General features: G+C 60.2%; 19 protein-coding genes. 6 read left to right on the top strand and 13 right to left on the bottom strand.

What is annotated here, in order from left to right; all coding sequences use genetic code 11:
* Positions 1-56: 56 nt before the first annotated feature.
* Positions 57-233 carry a DUF6026 family protein gene (locus B0W55_RS30720; protein WP_175645467.1) on the bottom strand — a complete coding sequence of 59 codons (177 nt, stop codon included), beginning with the start codon at positions 231-233 and terminating at the stop codon, positions 57-59.
* Between the two features lie 273 nt (positions 234-506).
* Between B0W55_RS30720 and gnd the strand changes: the two genes are divergently transcribed.
* From gnd to B0W55_RS04675, 3 genes are read left to right on the top strand one after another with little or no spacing between them, the layout of a single operon-like run.
* Positions 507-1,487 carry a phosphogluconate dehydrogenase (NAD(+)-dependent, decarboxylating) gene (gene gnd, locus B0W55_RS04685; protein ID WP_077044850.1) on the top strand — a complete coding sequence of 327 codons (981 nt, stop codon included), beginning with the start codon at positions 507-509 and terminating at the stop codon, positions 1,485-1,487.
* Positions 1,484-3,007: a glucose-6-phosphate dehydrogenase gene (zwf, locus tag B0W55_RS04680; protein WP_077044849.1), complete on the top strand. Its 1,524-nt coding sequence runs from the start codon at positions 1,484-1,486 to the stop codon at positions 3,005-3,007. Before gnd ends, zwf begins: the two co-directional genes overlap by 4 nt.
* Positions 3,004-3,825 carry a Cof-type HAD-IIB family hydrolase gene (locus B0W55_RS04675; RefSeq protein ID WP_077044848.1) on the top strand — a complete coding sequence of 274 codons (822 nt, stop codon included), beginning with the start codon at positions 3,004-3,006 and terminating at the stop codon, positions 3,823-3,825. Before zwf ends, B0W55_RS04675 begins: the two co-directional genes overlap by 4 nt.
* A 112-nt stretch (positions 3,826-3,937) precedes the next feature.
* On the opposite strand, the gene nhaB is transcribed toward B0W55_RS04675, so the two are convergent.
* The 3 genes from nhaB to B0W55_RS04660 all read right to left on the bottom strand — a co-directional run bounded on the left by nhaB (position 3,938) and on the right by B0W55_RS04660 (position 7,343).
* Positions 3,938-5,440 carry a sodium/proton antiporter NhaB gene (gene nhaB, locus B0W55_RS04670; RefSeq protein ID WP_077044847.1) on the bottom strand — a complete coding sequence of 501 codons (1,503 nt, stop codon included), beginning with the start codon at positions 5,438-5,440 and terminating at the stop codon, positions 3,938-3,940.
* 69 nt (positions 5,441-5,509) lie between these two features.
* A complete protein-coding gene (locus B0W55_RS04665) occupies positions 5,510-6,799 on the bottom strand; it encodes a hypothetical protein (protein ID WP_077044846.1) in 1,290 nt (429 codons plus the stop codon).
* A 277-nt stretch (positions 6,800-7,076) separates the two neighbouring features.
* Positions 7,077-7,343 carry a hypothetical protein gene (locus B0W55_RS04660; RefSeq protein ID WP_077044845.1) on the bottom strand — a complete coding sequence of 89 codons (267 nt, stop codon included), beginning with the start codon at positions 7,341-7,343 and terminating at the stop codon, positions 7,077-7,079.
* A gap of 343 nt (positions 7,344-7,686) precedes the next feature.
* On the opposite strand from B0W55_RS04660, the gene B0W55_RS04655 reads away from it, so the two are divergent.
* The gene (locus B0W55_RS04655; protein ID WP_077044844.1) at positions 7,687-9,012 is read left to right on the top strand and encodes a sigma-54 dependent transcriptional regulator; all 1,326 of its coding nucleotides are present in this window, start codon (positions 7,687-7,689) and stop codon (positions 9,010-9,012) included.
* A gap of 108 nt (positions 9,013-9,120) precedes the next feature.
* Here the strand turns inward: B0W55_RS04655 and B0W55_RS04650 are convergent, their stop codons facing one another.
* The 9 genes from B0W55_RS04650 to B0W55_RS04610 form a co-directional block, all read right to left on the bottom strand.
* The gene (locus B0W55_RS04650) at positions 9,121-10,428 is read right to left on the bottom strand and encodes a transporter (protein ID WP_077044843.1); all 1,308 of its coding nucleotides are present in this window, start codon (positions 10,426-10,428) and stop codon (positions 9,121-9,123) included.
* A gap of 46 nt (positions 10,429-10,474) precedes the next feature.
* Complete coding sequence (locus B0W55_RS04645; protein ID WP_077044842.1) at positions 10,475-11,245, bottom strand: hypothetical protein; 771 nt, start codon at positions 11,243-11,245, stop codon at positions 10,475-10,477.
* Between the two features lie 27 nt (positions 11,246-11,272).
* The gene (locus tag B0W55_RS04640) at positions 11,273-11,953 is read right to left on the bottom strand and encodes a C39 family peptidase (protein WP_077044841.1); all 681 of its coding nucleotides are present in this window, start codon (positions 11,951-11,953) and stop codon (positions 11,273-11,275) included.
* Between the two features lie 62 nt (positions 11,954-12,015).
* Positions 12,016-13,047 (bottom strand): heme utilization protein, encoded by a 1,032-nt coding sequence (locus B0W55_RS04635; RefSeq protein ID WP_077044840.1) that lies wholly within the window; start codon positions 13,045-13,047, stop codon positions 12,016-12,018.
* Positions 13,048-13,110: 63 nt separating this feature from the next.
* Positions 13,111-13,689, bottom strand: coding sequence for an adhesin (locus B0W55_RS04630; RefSeq protein ID WP_077044839.1), 579 nt, complete (start codon positions 13,687-13,689; stop codon positions 13,111-13,113).
* Between the two features lies 1 nt (position 13,690).
* Complete coding sequence (locus B0W55_RS04625) at positions 13,691-14,128, bottom strand: hypothetical protein (protein WP_077044838.1); 438 nt, start codon at positions 14,126-14,128, stop codon at positions 13,691-13,693.
* A gap of 350 nt (positions 14,129-14,478) precedes the next feature.
* On the bottom strand, positions 14,479-15,009 hold the full coding sequence (locus B0W55_RS04620) for an AAA family ATPase (RefSeq protein ID WP_077044903.1): 531 nt from the start codon (positions 15,007-15,009) through the stop codon (positions 14,479-14,481).
* Positions 15,006-15,569: a nicotinamide riboside transporter PnuC gene (gene pnuC, locus B0W55_RS04615; protein ID WP_077044837.1), complete on the bottom strand. Its 564-nt coding sequence runs from the start codon at positions 15,567-15,569 to the stop codon at positions 15,006-15,008. Before pnuC ends, B0W55_RS04620 begins: the two co-directional genes overlap by 4 nt.
* A gap of 225 nt (positions 15,570-15,794) precedes the next feature.
* Positions 15,795-17,429 carry a methyl-accepting chemotaxis protein gene (locus tag B0W55_RS04610; RefSeq protein ID WP_077044836.1) on the bottom strand — a complete coding sequence of 545 codons (1,635 nt, stop codon included), beginning with the start codon at positions 17,427-17,429 and terminating at the stop codon, positions 15,795-15,797.
* A 269-nt stretch (positions 17,430-17,698) separates the two neighbouring features.
* On the opposite strand from B0W55_RS04610, the gene B0W55_RS04605 reads away from it, so the two are divergent.
* Positions 17,699-18,529, top strand: a complete 831-nt coding sequence (locus B0W55_RS04605) for an undecaprenyl-diphosphate phosphatase (RefSeq protein ID WP_077044835.1) — start codon at positions 17,699-17,701, stop codon at positions 18,527-18,529.
* Positions 18,526-18,960, top strand: coding sequence for a DUF1294 domain-containing protein (locus tag B0W55_RS04600; RefSeq protein ID WP_077044834.1), 435 nt, complete (start codon positions 18,526-18,528; stop codon positions 18,958-18,960). The genes B0W55_RS04605 and B0W55_RS04600 overlap by 4 nt, the downstream gene beginning before the upstream one ends.
* The last annotated feature ends 12 nt before the right edge of the window (positions 18,961-18,972 follow it).

Raw genomic sequence — 18,972 nt, 5'->3', positions numbered from 1 at the left:
AAGGGCTGCGGTGCATCGGAAGCAACGAAATGCTGCTTCCGATCAAAAGCGAGGGATCAGGCGTGGGGCGCGCGTTGAGTCACAGGTAAGGGTTGCTGGCCCTGGATGAGCAAGCGTAGTTGCGCCAGTTCTTGCTTGAGCTGGTCACGCTCGTCCTTCAACTGACGCAATTCGTCGCGACGGATAGTGACGTAAAGGGTTTGTGCTGGCAGTGCGGTGTGTACTGTGCCCATTGCTCACCTCGCAAATGGCGTGCCTCAACTGTAAATCTGCCCCGACATCGGAGCCAGAATGACTATCGGCGCCAATTTTGATTTCTTTTGCCCGTGAAGGGAACTTTTTTATTTTTCATGGTCGCTGTGTCTTCGGCGTGATTACAGGCGTTATCTCTCTGGTTCGGGCACAATGCCCGGAAACTTCACGCCAGCGCTCTGGACTAACCCTCAGTAGTCGCGTTGGGCTATAACCATAGACACACTTTTATTTGTAGTAGGGAGCATCAGCACATGCAACTCGGGATTATTGGACTGGGCCGCATGGGCGGCAATATTGCGCGGCGCCTGATGCTCAACGGCCATTCCACCGTTGTGTACGACCGCAATACCGCCTTCGTCGACGCTCTGAGCGCAGAAGGCGCCAATGGCGTCGCCGATTTGCCGGCCCTTGTCGCTGGCCTGGCCAAACCACGAGCGGTGTGGGTCATGCTGCCGGCAGGCGCACCGACCGAAGACACCATCGACACCCTGAGCAATCTGCTCGAAGCCGGCGATACCATCATCGACGGCGGCAACACCTTCTATAAGGACGACATTCGCCGGGCCAAGACCCTGTCGGAAAAAGGCCTGCACTATGTCGACGTCGGGACCTCCGGTGGCGTCTGGGGCCTGGAGCGCGGTTACTGCATGATGATCGGCGGCGACGCCGAGACCGTTTCGCGACTCGATCCGCTGTTCGCCAGCCTGGCACCGGGCATGGGCGAAATCCCGCGCACCAAGGATCGCAAGTCCGATGACCACCGCGCCGAACATGGCTACATTCACGCCGGCCCTGCAGGCGCCGGGCATTTCGTCAAGATGATCCACAACGGTATCGAATACGGAATGATGCAGGCCTTTGCCGAAGGCTTCGATATTCTCAAGACCAAATCCAGCACCAACCTCCCGGAAGATCAGCGCTTTGACCTGAACGTCGCCGACATCGCCGAAGTGTGGCGCCGTGGCAGCGTGGTGTCGTCCTGGCTGCTCGACTTGACCGCCGATGCCCTGGCCAGCGATCCGAAGCTCGACGGTTTTTCCGGTTCGGTAGCCGACAGTGGCGAAGGCCAGTGGACCATTGAGGCCGCCATGGAACAAGCGGTGCCGGTGCCGGTACTGTCCAACTCGCTGTTCGCCCGCTACCGTTCGCGCGGCCAGGGCACCTTCGGTGACAAGATTCTTTCGGCCCAGCGCTTCGGCTTTGGCGGCCATGTGGAGACTCCGAAAAAATGACCCATGCGATCCGCAGGAAATCCAAGACTGAACCCGCTCCACCGACCACGCTGTTTCTGTTCGGCGCCCATGGTGATCTGGTCAAGCGCCTGCTGATGCCGGCGCTTTACAACCTCAAGCGCGACGGTTTACTCGGGGATGGACTGCGGATCGTCGGCGTTGACCACAACGCCATCAGCGATGAAGGCTTCGCGCAAAAGCTCGAAGACTTCATCCGCACGGAAGTAGCCAGCAAAGTGGGCAAGGGCGACCAGTCCCTGGACCCCCAATTGTGGGAGCAACTGGCCAAAGGCATCAGCTACGTTCAGGGCGATTTCCTGGACGACAGCACTTATCAGGCGCTGGCGGCGAAAATCGCCGACAGCGGCACGGGCAACGCGGTGTTCTACCTGGCTACCGCGCCACGCTTTTTCAGTGAAGTGGTGCGCCGCCTCGGTGCCTCCGGTTTGCTCGAAGAAAGCCCCGAAGCGTTCAGAAGGGTGGTGATCGAGAAGCCTTTCGGTTCCGACCTGCAAACGGCCGAGGCCTTGAACGCCTGCCTGCTCAAGGTCATGTCGGAAAAGCAGATCTATCGCATCGATCACTACCTGGGCAAAGAGACGGTGCAGAACATTCTGATCAGCCGCTTCTCCAACAGCCTGTTCGAAGCATTCTGGAACAATCACTACATCGACCACGTGCAGATCACTGCCGCCGAAACCGTTGGCGTGGAAACCCGTGGCAGTTTCTACGAAAACACCGGCGCCCTGCGGGACATGGTGCCCAATCACCTGTTCCAGTTGCTGGCAATGGTGGCCATGGAACCGCCGGCGGCGTTTGGCGCCGATGCGGTGCGTGGCGAGAAGGCCAAGGTGGTTGGCGCGATTCGGCCCTGGACGGTCGAGGAGGCACGGGCCAATTCGGTTCGCGGTCAGTACACCGCCGGTGAAGTCGATGGCAAGGCCCTGGCCGGGTATCGCCAGGAAGACCGGGTGGCACCCGATAGCAATACCGAAACCTATGTCGCCCTCAAGGTGATGATCGACAACTGGCGCTGGGTCGGCGTGCCGTTCTACCTGCGTACCGGCAAGCGCATGAGCGTGCGCGACACCGAGATCGTCATCTGCTTCAAACCGGCGCCCTATGCGCAGTTCCGCGATACCGAGGTGGATGAGCTCGCGCCCACCTACCTGCGGATCCAGATTCAGCCCAACGAAGGCATGTGGTTCGACCTGCTGGCCAAGCGGCCGGGCCAGGCCCTGAAGATGGACAACATCGAACTGGGCTTTGCCTACAAGGACTTCTTCGAGATGCAGCCGTCCACCGGCTACGAAACCCTGATCTACGACTGCCTGACCGGCGACCAGACCCTGTTCCAGCGCGCCGACAACATTGAAAACGGCTGGCGCGCGGTGCAACCCTTCCTCGATGCCTGGCAGCAGGATGCCACGGTGCAGGGTTACGCCGCGGGCGAAAACGGGCCGCAGGCCGCCGAAGAATTGCTGACTCGCGATGGTCGCGTCTGGCACGGCCTGGGATGAGCGAAGTCACGGCACAACCGATCAGATTTTTGCTCAGCGACATGGACGGCACCTTGCTGCTGCCCGATCACAGTCTCAGCCAGCGCACCATCGATGCGGTGCGTGCGTTGCGCGAGGCTGGCGTGTTGTTCAGCCTCGCCACCGGGCGTCCGCCCAAGGCCATGTTGCAGACGATTGAAGCGCTGGGCGTCGACCTGCCCACAGCCGCCTTCAACGGCGGCACGCTGGTCAATCCCGATGGCAGCCTGCTGGTGGCGCATTACCTGCCGGCCACGGCAGCCCTGACCACCCTGGCGCTGTTCGCCGATCAGCCGGACGTCGAGGTATGGGTGTTCAGCGGCGGTGACTGGCTGGCCAAAGATCCCGAGGGTCCTTTGGTGCCGCGCGAACAGCATGGCCTCGGCTATCCGCCGGTGGTGGTGGAAAGTTTCGAGCCCTATCTGACGCGCATCGACAAAATCGTCGCCGCCAGCAACAACACGCAATTGCTGGTGGAGCTCGAAGCGCGATTGCTGGCGCAGGTCGAAGGCCAGGCCCAGGTGTCCCGGTCACAACCGGTTTACCTGGACGTGACCGCGATGCAAGCCAACAAGGGCGATGCGCTGGCGACACTGGCCGAGCACCTCGGCGTGCCGCTGGAGCACACGGCGGCCATCGGCGATGGCGGCAATGACCCGGCGATGTTTCATGTGGCCGGGTTGTCGATTGCCATGGGGCAGGCGCAGGAAGAGGTCAAGCGCCAGGCGGATGCAATCACGGCAAGCAACAGTGACGACGGTGTAGCGCAGGCGATCGAGCAATACATCCTCAAACACTGACCACCCGTTCAGGAGCGAGCTCGCTCGCGAAGATCGTCAGGACAACACGGGCTACCAGACTACCCGCGTTATCGTTGACGACCATCGCGAGCGAGCTCGCCCCTACAGGGAGTTATAGCCAGGCACTGACGGCATACCACCCCAACACCCCCATCACTACCGTATACGGCAACGCCATCCACACCATCCGCCCATAGGACAGCCGCACCAGCGGCGCAATCGCCGACGTCAGCAAGAACAGAAACGCCGCCTGCCCATTGGGCGTCGCCACACTCGGCAGGTTGGTGCCGGTGTTGATGGCGATGGCCAGCGTCTCGAAATGTTCGCGAGTCATTTCCCCGGCCATGAAGGCCCGTTTGACTTCGGTGATGTAGATCGTGGCCACGAACACGTTATCGCTGATCGCCGAGAGCAGGCCGTTGGCGATGAACAGCATGCCCGGTTGCTGATCGGCCGGCAGGGCCAGTACCCATTGAATCAGCGGCGTGAACAGTTGCTGATCGTGAATCACCGCCACCACGGCAAAGAACACCACCAGCAAGGCGGTGAAGGGCATGGCGTCCTTGAACGCCGAACCCAGGCGATGCTCGTCGGTAATTCCGGTAAACGCGGTGATCAGCACAATCACCATCAAGCCGATCAGGCCCACTTCCGCCACATGAAACGCCAGCCCGGCAATCAGAATCAGCGCCGCCAGGCCCTGCACGATGAGCGCTGCACGTTGGCGCGGGGTGCGCTCGGCGTTGTCCTGGGCCGCGTAATCGGCCAGCACGGCCCGCACGTTGTCCGGCAGCAACGTGCCGTAACCGAACCAGCGCAGTTTCTCCAGCAGCACGCAGGTCACCAGGCCCGCCACCAGCACCGGCAGCGACACCGGGGCGATCTTCAGAAAAAACTCGGCGAAGTGCCAGCCCATCTCATGGCCGATCAGCAGGTTCTGTGGTTCGCCCACCAGCGTGCAGACTCCCCCCAGCGCCGTGCCCACCGCGCCGTGCATCAGCAGGCTGCGCAGGAAGGCGCGGAATTGGTTGAGATCGTCATGGTGCAGGTGCGGCAGGTGTTGATCGTCGCTGTATCCGGTGTCTTGCCGCGGGTCGGTGCCCGAAGCTACGCGGTGATACACCGAATAAAACCCCACGGCGGCGCTGATGATCACCGCGGTGACGGTCAAGGCATCGAGAAACGCCGACAGGAATGCCGAGAGGAAGCAGAACATCAACGCGAGCATGGCCTTGGAGCGCACGCCCAGCAGCAATCGTGAGAACAGAAACAACAGCAGGTCTTTCATGAAATAGATGCCCGCCACCATGAACATCAGCAGCAGGATTACCGGGAAGTTGTGCAGCAGTTCGTCATACAGCGCCTGGGGCGTGGTCATCTTCAACAGCAGGGCTTGCACCAGCAACAAACCGCCAGGCATCAGCGGGTAGCACTTGAGCGCCATGGCCAGGGTGAAAATGAACTCCAGAACCAGCAGCCAGCCGGCTGCCACCGGACCTATTGTCCACAACACCAGCGCATTGACAATGAGAAAACCGACGATACAAAGCTTGTACCAGCGAGGAGAGTTGCCGAGGAAATTGTGCGCGAACGCTTGCGCCATGGAACCGGACATCGGCTACTCCTTGTAATAAGAAGCGCGCAAGTTGCCGTAAGCGAATCAGAAGATCAAGTGCGGGCAAACTCAACCTGAATAACGAGCGACGATCGCATGATAATTGCCGTCCAGCGAATAACCGCCGACGACGATGTTTCCATCGGCCTGCAACGCCACTGAAGTTGCCGTGTCGAGGCTGGGGCCGAACCGGGTGCGAACCCATCCGGCACCGTTGCCGAAGTTTCGGTCAAGTTGCCCGTCGGGCAAGTAACGGCTCAGGATAAAGTCGGCGTCTATACCGCCAATGGTCGCGCCGGCGGTATAGACGCTGCCATCGGCTTGTACTTGGGCGGCGGTCCACTGAGCGCCGTTGCGACCGATTTCGAGCAGTTGCGGCAGGCCATCGTGGCAATGCATGTCCGGTCGGCCGTTGATGTGGATTTTCAGGGTCAGGCAGCGCATGGGGTCGCGGCTACTGCCAAAGCACTGCACATCGCCATTGTCCTGCTGGATGATCTGGCTGACCTGAGCGCCCTGGCCGTTGGCCTTGAATGTCATGAAGCCATCCACGGCAAAGTGATCGTCAAGGCTGCCGTCGGGGTGATAGCGGGCCAGCAGGCCTTCCTCGGGAAAGTTGATCGAGCCGCCGACGAGGATTCGCCCGTCATGCTGCACCCGGACACTGTTGAGCCAGGTATTCATCAGCAGGTGCCTGACGATCACGAAGCCACGGCCATTGAAGGTGCTGTCCAGCGTGCCATCGGTGTCGAGCCGTATAAGGATGCCGGCATGGTCGGCCAGTTCGAAATGGTGATTGGCAACCAGCAGGATTCGACCATCCCCCTGCACCCCGGCATCGCAGGCTTCGGCCCCGGGTACGCCGGGTGGCAGCCAGGCATCGCGAACACCGTGGGACAGGTTGCCCGGCAGGCGCACCACACAGCGCCCATTGTCGCCAAAGTGCGGCGCCGAACGCCCGGACGGGTCGAACAACGCCAGGGCGGGGAGGGTGCGGTGTGCGTTTTCGTAGTGCAGGCCGACAATCAGGATGTTGCCGTCGGGCAGGGCGTAGACCTTGGCAGCCATGGCTTCGAAGCCTGGTTCGAATTGACCGATGACGCTGCCCTGATTACCGAATGTCAGGTCCGCCGAACCATCCTCCAGCAGGCGAGCCAGGCCAAACCTGCTGCCGGCCGCCATCCCGACCTTGGCCGCCACCAGAATCCGACCCTGGGCATCGACGGCAACGCCATTGGCCATGCTGGAAAGACTGCCGGCGAAGTACACCTGGGTTTTGCCATGGTTGGCGAAACTGGCATCGAGCTGGCCGGCATCGTTGAAGGTGGGCGAGAGAGCTAGAGCAGACGGGCCTGACATTCACGCATCTCCTTGCGAGCCGTCACATCCGCGAGTTGGGTGGCGGCTTTATAGGAGGAATATTCAATCCCGGAATGGGGTGTTGCACAACTGACAGAACTAACAGACGGAGAGTCGCTGTGTGCCACAACAGTGTCTTTTCGAACCAGTGGCAAGCCTGCACATGATTCATATCAGCGCAAAGCTAGTTTAAGGGCGTGCAAAAAGTGCAATTATTCATCGAAAAACAGGCAACTAAGGGTGGGTGCGGATTACCCCGGGGTAATCCGCAAAAAGATCAGTGCGGCATCGACCAGGATTGCAATTGATAACCTTCCTGGCTCAGCTCTTGACGGGCTTGTTCAAGCAGGCGCTCAAGCTGTTGCGGATCGGTGTAGGTGCTGCTGGGGATCTGCTTGCGACCTATACTGTTGTTGGTGCGGTCAATGACGGTCAGGCAGAGTTCGCCGTTGCCGTCCTGTGGCGCCCAGGCCACGCACTGGAAAGGTTTGAAGGCACGGTCGGCAATCAAAAGAGCTTCGTTGATACGGAGCGGGGCGTTCATAGGATGTTCTCTCAATAGGCCCAATCAAGTGACGCGCCGACAGTTGGGCTTACCGTTCGGCTGGTTACTTGTACTGATGTCCGCAACCGCACTTCGGGTCACACCTATCGAAAAGAAATTTCAACTTTCTTTCACGGCATAACAAAGACAGCTGTTTTGAAAGCGTGATGAAATCTGGCGAATCGTTAGGTCACTAATAGAACCCGTTCTTATAACTAATTGCGCAACCCACCTATAGTCAAACGATACAAGGGCACGTCAAATTCTTGCTAATGTTACAGCCAGGTCTGCCAAATGACTGTTTTTACTAATCTTTCCTAGAATTTGGCGCCAAGGAACAGTCATGATCGAAGCGCCTGCCTTGAGACGTCTATTAGTGGTTGATCCGTGCGACGACTGCCATCGTCTGTTGCCGGGATTACGCTCCGTAGGGTGGGATGTCGACAGCTGCTCGCTGGAGCACGCGGCCGACCGCACCTGTGACGTCGGCCTGCTGCGCCTGCAGCCCTTTCATCTGGAACGCCCGGAGGCGGTCAAGGAGCTGATCAGCCGCAGCGGCACCGAGTGGATCGCCGTCCTCAACCAGGAAGTGCTGCGCTTGCAGAATGTGGGCGATTTCGTCTGTGAATGGTTTTTCGACTTCCATACCTTGCCGTTCGACGTGTCCCGGGTGCAGGTCACCCTGGGCCGGGCGTTCGGCATGGCGCGCCTGCGCGGTCAGGGCACGGTGCATATCGATCAGCCCGAGCATGAACTGCTGGGCGACAGCAAGCCAATCCGTGAACTGCGCAAGCTGCTGAGCAAACTGGCGCCCACCGAGTCACCGGTGTTGATTCGCGGTGAAAGCGGTACCGGCAAGGAGCTGGTGGCGCGAACGCTGCACCGACAGTCCCAGCGCCATAGCAAACCCTTTGTCGCGATCAATTGCGGGGCGATTCCCGAGCATTTGATCCAGTCCGAATTGTTCGGCCATGAGAAGGGGGCGTTCACCGGTGCCCATCAACGCAAGGTCGGGCGCATCGAGGCGGCCAATGGCGGCACCTTGTTCCTTGACGAAATTGGCGATCTGCCACTGGAACTGCAGGCCAATCTGCTGCGTTTCCTCCAGGAAAAACACATCGAGCGGGTCGGCGGCAGTCAGCCGATTCCGGTGGACGTGCGAGTGCTGGCCGCGACCCACGTCGACCTCGAGGCGGCGATCGAGAAAAAACGCTTTCGCGAAGACTTGTACTACCGGCTCAACGTACTGCAGGTGGTGACCGCTCCGCTGCGTGAGCGTCATGGCGACCTGTCGATGCTGGCCAACCATTTTTCCCACTTCTACAGCCACGAAACCGGCCGTCGCCCGCGCAGTTTCAGCGAAGACGCCTTGATTGCCATGGGCAAACACGACTGGCCGGGCAATGTGCGCGAACTGGCCAACCGGGTCCGCCGTGGGCTGGTGCTCGCCGAAGGGCGTCAGATCGAGGCGAGGGACCTGGGGCTGATCAGCCAGCAGTCCATCGCCGCCCCCATGGGTACCCTCGAAGACTACAAGACCCGGGCTGAACGCCAGGCGTTGTGCGACGTGTTGAATCGCCACAGCGACAACCTGAGCGTCGCCGCCAAGGTCCTGGGCGTATCGCGGCCGACGTTCTACAGGCTCCTTCACAAACACCAGATCCGCTGAGCCCCCCTGCGGGAGCGAGCATGCTCGCAACCACAGAAGAAGGCCTCTTATGGACCGGACATGAAAAAGCCCCGCTGCGATCAACCTCGCAGCGGGGCTTTTTACAGGTCAGAAGTAGTAAGGGAATTTCAGGCTGAACTGGAAGTCCGGGGCATCGTCGGTCATGCCGATGGACAGGTTGGGAACGATGGTCAGGTTATCGGTGGCCGCAATGGTCATGCCGATGTTGAAGTAACCGGCGTTGGCGTCGCTGGAAGTGACAGACTGCCAATCCCCGCCATCCTGTTTGATTCTGCTTTTACGCTGCACCACGTCAGACACCGAAAACGACATACTCATCTTTTCGTTCAGGGCAAACGCGATACCGGCCCCGAGCTGGAAGCTGTCGCCGATATCCACCTTGCCCGGGTTTTTCACGTTGACCGTGGAACTGATGTCGTCGAACGACTCCACGAAGTTGTGGGTGTAGGACAGGCTGCCGAACAATACGGCCGGGTCAAACGTCTTGACCAGCGAGATACCCGGTGTGACCGACCATACACCGTTGCCGGTGGGCAAGCTGTCCGGTACGAACAGGTTGGAGTTGGCGTCGGACTGGCGCAGCTTGATGCCGAACGGGTCCTTGCCGGTGGGCGCCTTGACGCGCAATGTCACGACGGCATCGGGCGTGTTGACCGATTCGTCAAGGAACTTGTAGGCGATACCGAAGTTGACATCGCCGATCTCCGGATCCCGGGTCACGGTGTCCTCGGTGGTGACCCCCGCAGACCCGCCGTTGCCGCCACCGGACTGGTAAGTGGACTCGCGATAGACCACCGGCACGTTCAGGTCGAACTGCCAGCGGTTGTTGAAGTTGTATCGGCCGGTCAGATCGAGGGTCCAGGTGTCAGCCTTGATCCGGTCGAGGTTGATGTTGCCCAGGAAGATCGAGTCCAGCGCCAGGAAGCCGTTGAGGATCAGCTGACGGGTGTCGTAGCGCGAGTAAGTGATGCCGGTTTCGAAGCTGAACTTGCCACCGCCGAAGAAACCGCTGGCTTCGTCGTACAGGTTCGACACGCTTTGTGCCGGTTGGGAATCGTCCGCCAGTGATTGTCCATAGGAACTGCCACTGCCCCCGGCGGCGCCGCCCGATGCGGCTGCGGCGCCGGTGCCTGTGGCGACTGTGGAATTGCCTTTCATGTCGGCCGGCGACTTGGCCAGGCGTTTGGGTGGGGGGGCGGCCGGTTGCTCTTCTACCTGGCGGACCCGTTGCTCGAGTACCGCCAGGGCTTTTTGCTGTACTTCGTATCGTTGCTTGAGCTCCATGAGTTCTTGTTTTAGCGCTTCGACATCAGCGTCAGGTGCTGCCTGAAGCATTGCCGCCGGGAGTAATGCGCCCAGACATACAGCAGCGCGCAGTGATACGGATCGATGCATGAAATAAGCCGTCCCTTTGTGCCCAATGGTCGAGAATCAGCGTAGTTCAATATCCCATGGTGCGTAGTGCGGCGAGTTGATTCAGGTTGCAGTCCAATGCGCCAGCACTCGGGCCGTTATTATTGAGTACAACGTTGAGTTGGGTGAGGTTGTTCACCATGTTGCTGTTACCCAGCAATCGGGTGTTCTGCAGCAGGCCCCCCTGGGCGACTTGCTGGATGGCCGAGCCCTGGTTGTTGTTGGCCTGAATGGCCATCTGCACCCCGCCGTTGGTGGCGGAGACTGCGATGCTGCCGGCGGCGCTGCTGCCGGTGATGGTCTGGCCGGCCATCAGTGCCTGGCCTTGGGAAGGTGCCAGCGCCGGGGCCTGGCTGGCTTCTTTCACATCGATTGCAATGTTGTTGTAGGCGCTATTGCCATCCCCTGCGGCACGCACGCTCTGGGTGATGCCCTGGGACGTATTCAGGCCGGCGCCACCCACGACGTTGCCGGTGCCCTGATCAGGGGGGCTGCCGTTGCCGGCGTTACCGGAATGGCTATAGGTTGACACATAGAATTCGGGTTTTACCGTTGCTGCCTGGATCTGCATAGAGGTTTGCGCCCCGATCAGATCGCCACTGGCGTTGCGCCAGGTACTGCTCATGACCACACCGAAGCTGATGATCCGACCTGGCATGACGTACCGGCCACGCAGTTCGGACAGCTCCTGGTCCTTGATTTCGATGGGTTTGAATCCGTTGGCAAAACCTGAGGTGCTCGCTACCAAGCAGGCAGCGGCCATCCAATAAGAGGTTTTCATTTGCTGCTCCCGGAGCATCCTGCCCCCTAATCATCTTGTAGGCGATTAAAAGAAGTCGCTCTGTATGAAGCCAAAATCCATCAGTTCCGCATCTTTGACCGGGTTGAAGTTATCCAGCTTGTTCTTGGCTGTCAGGGGTTCCGGTGGGCTGCGCAATGCATTGGCCTTTTCGTAACCGGGACCTACGATAGCGAAGACGATGCCGTTCCAACCTTTGACAAAGTCGTCATGGGAGTAGCGTTTGTGACCGAGCACCGGGTCGCCGATATAGACCCAGTTCTTGTCCGCCCGCTGCAACACCACGAAGTGCTTGTAACCGCGAATATCCATCAGTACCACCACCGGAATCGTTACCGCATCAAGCTTTTCGGGTGGGATCTTGTAGCCCCTGGCGCGCATGCCGATGCTTTCCACGTAGCGCTTCATGTCCAGCATGGAGAAACCCTGTGTACGAACAAGGTCCTGGTCTGCATTGACCAGCATGCCTTTGATGACGTGCTCTTCATCGACGTCGAGCCAATAGGCCTGGCGTAAAATCGTTGCCAGTGCGGCGGCGCCGCAGCTGAAATCGGTTTTCTGTTCGACGATGTCGCTGAACTTGCGCTCACGCAGACTCTGTACCTGCTTGTAGACCAGCGTGCCGCCAGGCAGGGCGGCTACTGGCATCTGTGCGGCCTGAGTCAGGCCAGACAGGCAGAGTAGGGTGATCAGAGCAGTCTTACGCATGTCGATACGCCTTCGGACTGTGGAAAAAAGCCCCGTTGCCGGGGCTTTCTTTGTTGTCGCGATTACAAACCGGTGCAGGCTTTGCAGCCAGCAGCGATGGACAGCGAGTTGCTTTGTTGGTTGCCTACACCGGCAGCGTTGTTGAAGCCTGCGTTACCGGAGAAGCTGTTGCCTACGTTGCTGACGTTAGCATTGTTGGTAACAGGGTTTTTCCAGCCGTCTGGGGTCAGCACTTGTTGAGTGGTCACGCCAGCCAGACCGAATACACCCACGGCTACGAAGTCGGAAGTGCTGCTGCCGTTGTTGCCACCATGGCTGCCGCCGTTGTTGCCACCACGATTATCATAGCCGCCGTGGTTGTTGCCGCCACCGTGGTGATCATCGTCAGCCTGGGTTTTCGCTTGGCCTGCAGCTACGAACACACCGGCAGCGTTAACAGTGCCGACCAGGGTGTCTTTCTTCATCACCTGAGTGCCGTAGTTGTTCACGACCAGGCCGCTGGAGGTTTGGTTAGCCGCCGCAGCAGATTGTGCTACACGGCCGCCGGATACAGCGATCGCCAGGTTGTTTTTCTGTTGGTTGAAGTCGCCGGCAGCGTTGTTCACGCCGATGTTGCCCGAGCCACCGTTACCCACGTTGTTGAGGCTGGCGCTGGCAGTGGTGGAGTAGTTGTTGACGGTGTTGGCGGTGTTGGTTTGAGTGGCGCTGGAAGCGGCGACCGCCGTGCCGAAGATGAAGCTTTCGTCAGCAGTGGCCAGAGCGGCGGCGTTGTCTTGTTGGTTGCCGTCGCCACCGGCGTTGTTCATGCCCAGGTTACCGTTCGAACCATTGGCGGAGTTGTCGATGTGGGCGTCATTCTTGGTGCCCAGGTTCAGTACGTTGTTATTACCGCTGCCCTGCGAATCAATGACGGCGGCCCCAGCGCCAGCAGTGATTTGCAGAATCTGTTCCAGAGTCGGGCCTTTTGGCTCGTGATTGCCGTGTCCGTTGCCGTGACCATTACCGTGATCATCACGGCCGCCTGCTTGTGCTGCGATTGCCATCACTGCTGCGAGAGCGAAAACCAGTGGTTTGAGGGCCATTGTAGGTTTCATGGTGTTTCTCCGTGCTTATTAGTTGGTTAAGTGTTGGTACTTTCTAATCGCACTGCGTTTGGGTCAGTCAGCGACCCGGATGCTCAGGGTGTTAGCCATACGGTTCCCCACCCCGGCACTCTGGTTCACCTGGATTACCCCTCGACTGCCGGTGAAGGCCTGGTCGCTTGTCACGACCTGGCGACTGCCGATTGGGGTACCAGTTGCTCCTGAGCTTGGTAGCAACGCCACGTTCTGTTGAGAAAGGGCGCTATCGTCAACGGCCTGCGGTGCAGCACTGATGCTGATCCGCATGACGTTGGCCATCTGGTTGTTGGCCCCGGCGCTCTGGTTGACACCCAGGACACCGTTACCATTACTGAAAGCGGCACCGCCGATGGTGGCCGTCGCGTTCATCGACGGATTGGCGGGTGTATTGAGACGTTGGTTGACGATGGTGGTCGCCGAGGCTTCGGTACCGATGGCAATGGCACGAACGTTGATTTGCTGTTGCTGATCGCCGGCGGCCTGGTTGACGTTGAAGTTGCCTTTGTATCGAACGCCGGCATCCTGGATGTTGGCGTTGTTGTTCGTGTTGACCGCCGAATCGGCCATGACGCTGGTGCAGCCGAGCAGGGCGAGAAAGAGAATGGAGCGATTCATGTCATTGACCTCCGGCCATTCTGGTCAGTGGCGCGAGGCCGGAGCTCATGGCGCGGTTGATGGTTCCCGAAATTGCGCCGCCGCTGCCTCCCTGGTGAGTCGATCCCATGCCCGGCATGCCATTGGGGTTGGTGACGACGTTCAGGCCCTGCATGCCACCCAGGCCGCTGCCGCCGTTGCCGGTGCGCAGCGCCGTTCCGCTGGTGACGCCGGCAATGTCGGCATCGCTCAGCTCGCCGGTGACGCGGGCAGAGGGGTTGGCATTGACGGTGGTCGGGTAGGGGTCTTTTTCCTGGGCTCGGCCGAAGTGAACCGGTTGCACGTCACGTTGCAGCACGATCACGCCATTGCCTTCGGCCTGGGCGTTGAGACTGAGTACCGAGGCAGCGGCACTCCCTATCAGTAGCAGGCAGGTCAAGCCTTTATTGAAAGTCCCCACGGCAGCAATTCCTTCTTTTTGTGGGCTGGCCCAGGCAGCGTTGGGTAGGAGAGAGCGAAAGCTGTGCCGGTTTTGGAAATTCTTTGATTTTCAGAGACTTGTGGATTTTGTCCGGGAACCCGCAATGCGTTCTGTTTCAGCGTTGAGACAGCGCATCACGCTCAAGCCCGTCTAAATGGCTTGGGATGCTCTGGAACGAGGGTTTGCGAAGAGGTGTATCAAAGGCTTAACAGGGAGGGTCGTTAGAGGGGCAGGGTGCTCAAGCAGGCCTTTTGCGCCAGGGAGGGTGTTTCAGGAATGGACAGATTGCCCCCAAAACAGGGTGAAAGGCTGGGTAAATACCCCCGAAATCAGGGGGTGGGTGCGAGCAAGCCGGTCACTGCCGCAACGGCTTGCGCCTGGCGATCAGCCCAATTGCCACCGAGGATGCGTAACGGCTGGCGGTGATTTTCCAGCCAGGCCAGGGTGTCATCGAAAAAGCGCCGACGCTCACTCAGTTCAGGTTGGCAACGTTGGCCATCATCTGTCCAGCCGACGTTTTCCGGTGACAGCACCAGGTGCAGGTCGTAGTGGCGAGCCAGCAGCGCCTGCTCGATCCAGGCCGGGCAGGCGCCGAACAGTGCCTGGCTCCAGAGCATGTTGCTCAGCAGGTGGGTGTCGAGGATCAACAGATCGGGCTGGCGGGCGCGGGCGTCGTCTTCCCATTGCAGTTGGCCACGGGCGATGTCCGGGATGTCGGCCAGGCAGGTGTCCCGCTGGTGGTGATCGATGAACCAGCGCACGTACTCGCCAACCACCATCGCGCCGAAACGCGCTTGCAACTCGGACGCCAGCCAGCTCTTGCCGCTGGATTCCGGCCCCGTCAGTACCAGCACCTTCATGTGCGCAGCGCCGGCGCCGCACGCCATTCACGCCAGCCTTGCACGGCCAGCAGCAGAAACAGTCCATAGAGGGCGGCGGTCAGGTACAGCCCCTTATAGATGAACAGACCGACGAAAATCACATCGACAATGATCCACAACGGCCAGCACTGGAGGCGTTTTTGTGCCATCCACACCTGCGCCACCAGACTGAACCCGGTAAGCGCCGCATCCAGCCAGGGCTGGGCGGCGTCGGTCCAGTGGGCCATGGCGGCACCGAGCAACAGGCTGCCAATGGCGCCGATCACCAGGCCATAAATCACCGAGCGTCCCTGGAGAACGCTGACTTCACGGCCATGCCGTGCGTCTCCCGCCCGGGTCCATTGCCACCAGCCATAGACCTGCAGCGCCGCGTAGATCACTTGCAGCAGCATGTCCGAATACAGCTTCACATCGAAAAAAATCCAGCTATAGATAAGCACCATGACCAGACCGATCGGCCAGCACCACGGGTTCTGCTTGACGGTCAACCAGACGGCAATCACGCCGAGGGTGGCGGCGAACAGTTCAAGCCCGGACATGGAGCTTCCTTGGGGAAATGGAGGAGGGGCCGGATTGTACCCAGATTGGGGCGAAGAGGCTTGCGTGGCAGAAACGGGTGTCTGGGCAAGCGGCTCTTGTGGCGAGGTAGCTTGCTTGCGCCTGGTTGCGAAGCAAGCCGATCAACATTCAACGCTGTTCTGCTTGACTCGATGACGCCTGCTTCGCAGGCGAACGGGAGCAAGCTCCCTCGCCACAAAAGTGCCTCAAACGCGGAATTGACGCAGCAGCCCATTCAGTTGCTCGCTCAACGCCTTGAGCCGCACGCTGGCGGCGCTGGACTGCTCGGCCGCCAGCGCGGTGCCGTGGGACAGGCCGGCGGCCTGGGTGACGTTCTGGTTGATGTCCTCGACCACGTGGGACTGTTGCAGCGTGGCGCTGGCGATCGAGGCGTTCAGCCCGGTGAGGTTGCGCAAGGCCTGGCTGATGGCGTTGAGGCTGCTGCCGGCCAGCCCGGCCTGTTCGATGGTGAGCTGCGAGGCGCGGCTGCTGTCGCCAATCACCTTGACCGCCGCCTCGGAGTGATTTTGCAGGCGTTCGATCATTGCCTGGATTTGCGCCGTGGACTTCTGCGTGCGCTGGGCCAGCAGGCGGACCTCGTCGGCCACCACCGCAAAACCGCGGCCCTGCTCGCCCGCACGGGCCGCTTCGATGGCGGCGTTGAGCGCCAGCAGATTGGTCTGTTCGGCGATGGAGCGGATCACTTCCAGGACGCTGCCGATCTGCGTGCTTTCGGCGGCCAGGGTGCGGATCACCTCCACGGCCTGGTCGATGGTGCCGGACAGGGAGTCGATCTGCTTCAGGCTGCTGTCGATGTTGATCTGGCCCTGCTGTGCCTGCGCCTCGGCATCGCGCATTTCGCTGGCGGCCTGCTCGGCGTTTTTTGCCACATCCTGCACGCCATAGGTCACTTCGTTCATGGCGGTGGCCACCAGCTCCATCTGTTGCGACTGTTGCTGGCTGCGTTGCTGGGCCTGGGTGGCGTCGTTGCCCAGCTCGCTGGACGATTGGCCCAGTACCGTTGCGGACGCTTGCAAGTCACCGATCACCTGCCGCAGCTTGGCCGTGAAGGCATTGAAATGACGGGCCAGTTGCGTGACCTCATCCTGGCCACTGGTGTCGAGACTGCGAGTCAGGTCGCTTTCGCCGCTGGCAATGTTGGCCATGGCATCGACCGTCTCGCGCAGGGGCTGGGCAATGCTGCGGGCGATCATGAACACCACCAGCATCATCACCAGGGCAATCGCCAGGCCGATGGAGGACGCTTTCCACACCTGGCCACGGAATTCGGCTTGCACGCTGTCGGTGTACACGCCCGAGCCGATCACCCAGCCCCAGGGCTCGAACAGTTTGACGTAGGAGGTCTTTTCCACCGGATCGCTGGCGCCTGGTTTCGGCCAGCGGTAATTGACCAGGCCCGCGCCTCTGGTCTTGGCGACGGCGACCATCTCGTTGAATACCGCAAAGCCGTCCGGGTCGCGGATCGCCGACAGGTTCTGGCCATCGAGCTTGGGGTTGGCCGGGTGCATGATCATCACCGGCGTCAGGTCATTGATCCAGAAGTAATCATTCTGGTCGTAGCGCAATCCGCGAACGGCGCTCAAGGCCTGTTTCTGTGCGGCTTCACGGGTGAGGGTGCCTGCGGTTTCCAGCTCATGGTAATAGCTGAGAATGCCGCTGGCGGTCTGCACCACATGCTCGGTTTTCAGGGCCTTGGCCTTGTACAGATCGTCGTTGATCTGCTTGAGCATGATCACGCCCAACGCCAGGAGCATTGTCACGGCCACGATCAGGATCAGCCACAACCGCCGGCTGATCGACACTTTGCGCAGGCTTTTCATAACGCAGGCTCCAGTTTCTTGTTCTTGGATTTCTTGTTTTTGTAAAGGCAGAGCACCAGCCTGCTGCCGTACCCGAGTACGCGTCAGCGCGAATCGGGCTTGTCTGATAGGATTTCGGCCCCGCGCGGCAAAACCTGAATTCAAACTGATTTTTCACGGAGTTTTCTGCAGCCAGCGGGTATCTTGTGCGCGCGAGTTTGCGACTACGCTCAACGTTATGAAAAAAATACTGACGGGCCATGCGCTCAAGCTTGGCTTTTGGGGGATTGATGGATCTTTGGACTGCCTTTCAGGCGTTGATACTTGGGGTTGTTGAAGGGCTGACGGAGTTTTTGCCGATTTCCAGCACCGGGCACCAGATTATTGTGGCCGACCTGCTCGATTTCGGTGGCGAGCGCGCCATGGCGTTCAACATCATCATCCAGCTGGGTGCGATCCTGGCGGTGGTGTGGGAGTTTCGCCGCAAGATTTTCGACGTGGTCATTGGCTTGCCGACGCAGCCCGGCGCCAGACGCTTCACCGCCAATCTGCTGATTGCCTTCCTGCCGGCGGTGGTCCTGGGGGTGATCTTTGCCGACCTGATCCACCATTACCTGTTCAACCCGATCACCGTGGCCGCCGCGCTGGTGGTGGGCGGTGTGATCATGTTGTGGGCGGAAAAGCGTCAGCACGCGGTGCACGCCGAAACCGTGGATCAGATCACCTGGAAAGACGCGCTCAAGGTCGGCTTCGCCCAGTGCCTGGCGATGATTCCCGGTACCTCACGTTCGGGCGCGACCATCATTGGCGGCCTGTTGTTCGGCCTGTCGCGCAAGACCGCTACCGAATTCTCGTTCTTCCTGGCCATGCCCACCATGGTGGGGGCAGCGGTGTACTCGGGCTACAAGTACCGTGACCTGTTCGTGCCGGCAGACTTCCCGGTGTTCGCACTCGGGTTCGTCACCGCGTTCATCTTCGCGATGATTGCTGTCAGGGGCCTGCTCAAGTTCATTGCCAGCCACAGCTACGCGGTGTTTGCCTGGTACCGCATCGCGTTTGGCTTGCTGATCCTGGCGACCTGGGTATTCGGCTGGGTCGACTGGACCGCGGCCAAGCGATGAGTGATGCCAGCGCGCGCAATCGCTCCGGGCGCCCGTCCGGGGGAGGCATTCGAAATCTTCGCCTCAAGTGGCTGATTTTTGCGGTGCTGTGCGCGCTGCCGTTGTTCGGTTCGATCTCGATGTGGCTGCGAGGGGTTTCACCCATTCCCCTGGCGGCCTACGGCATCGTCAGCCTGCTGGCGTTCCTGCTGTACTGGAGCGACAAGCGCAAGGCCCGCGCCGAGCAATGGAGAACGCCCGAAAACGTATTGCACGCCCTGGAGTTCGCCGGCGGCTGGCCCGGCGCCTTGCTGGCGCAGCAGGTGTTTCGGCACAAAACGCGCAAGGTGTCGTTTCAGATGGTGTTCTGGCTGATCGTGCTGCTGCACCAGATCTTCTGGATCGACATGCTGTTTCTCGGCGCAAATCTGCTGGCCCTGATGCCCCTGTAGAAGCGAGCTCGC

This window comes from Pseudomonas sp. KK4, assembly GCF_001984065.1.
In the GTDB taxonomy this organism is placed as follows: domain Bacteria; phylum Pseudomonadota; class Gammaproteobacteria; order Pseudomonadales; family Pseudomonadaceae; genus Aquipseudomonas.
This window is presented reverse-complemented; position numbering and strand designations above follow the sequence as displayed.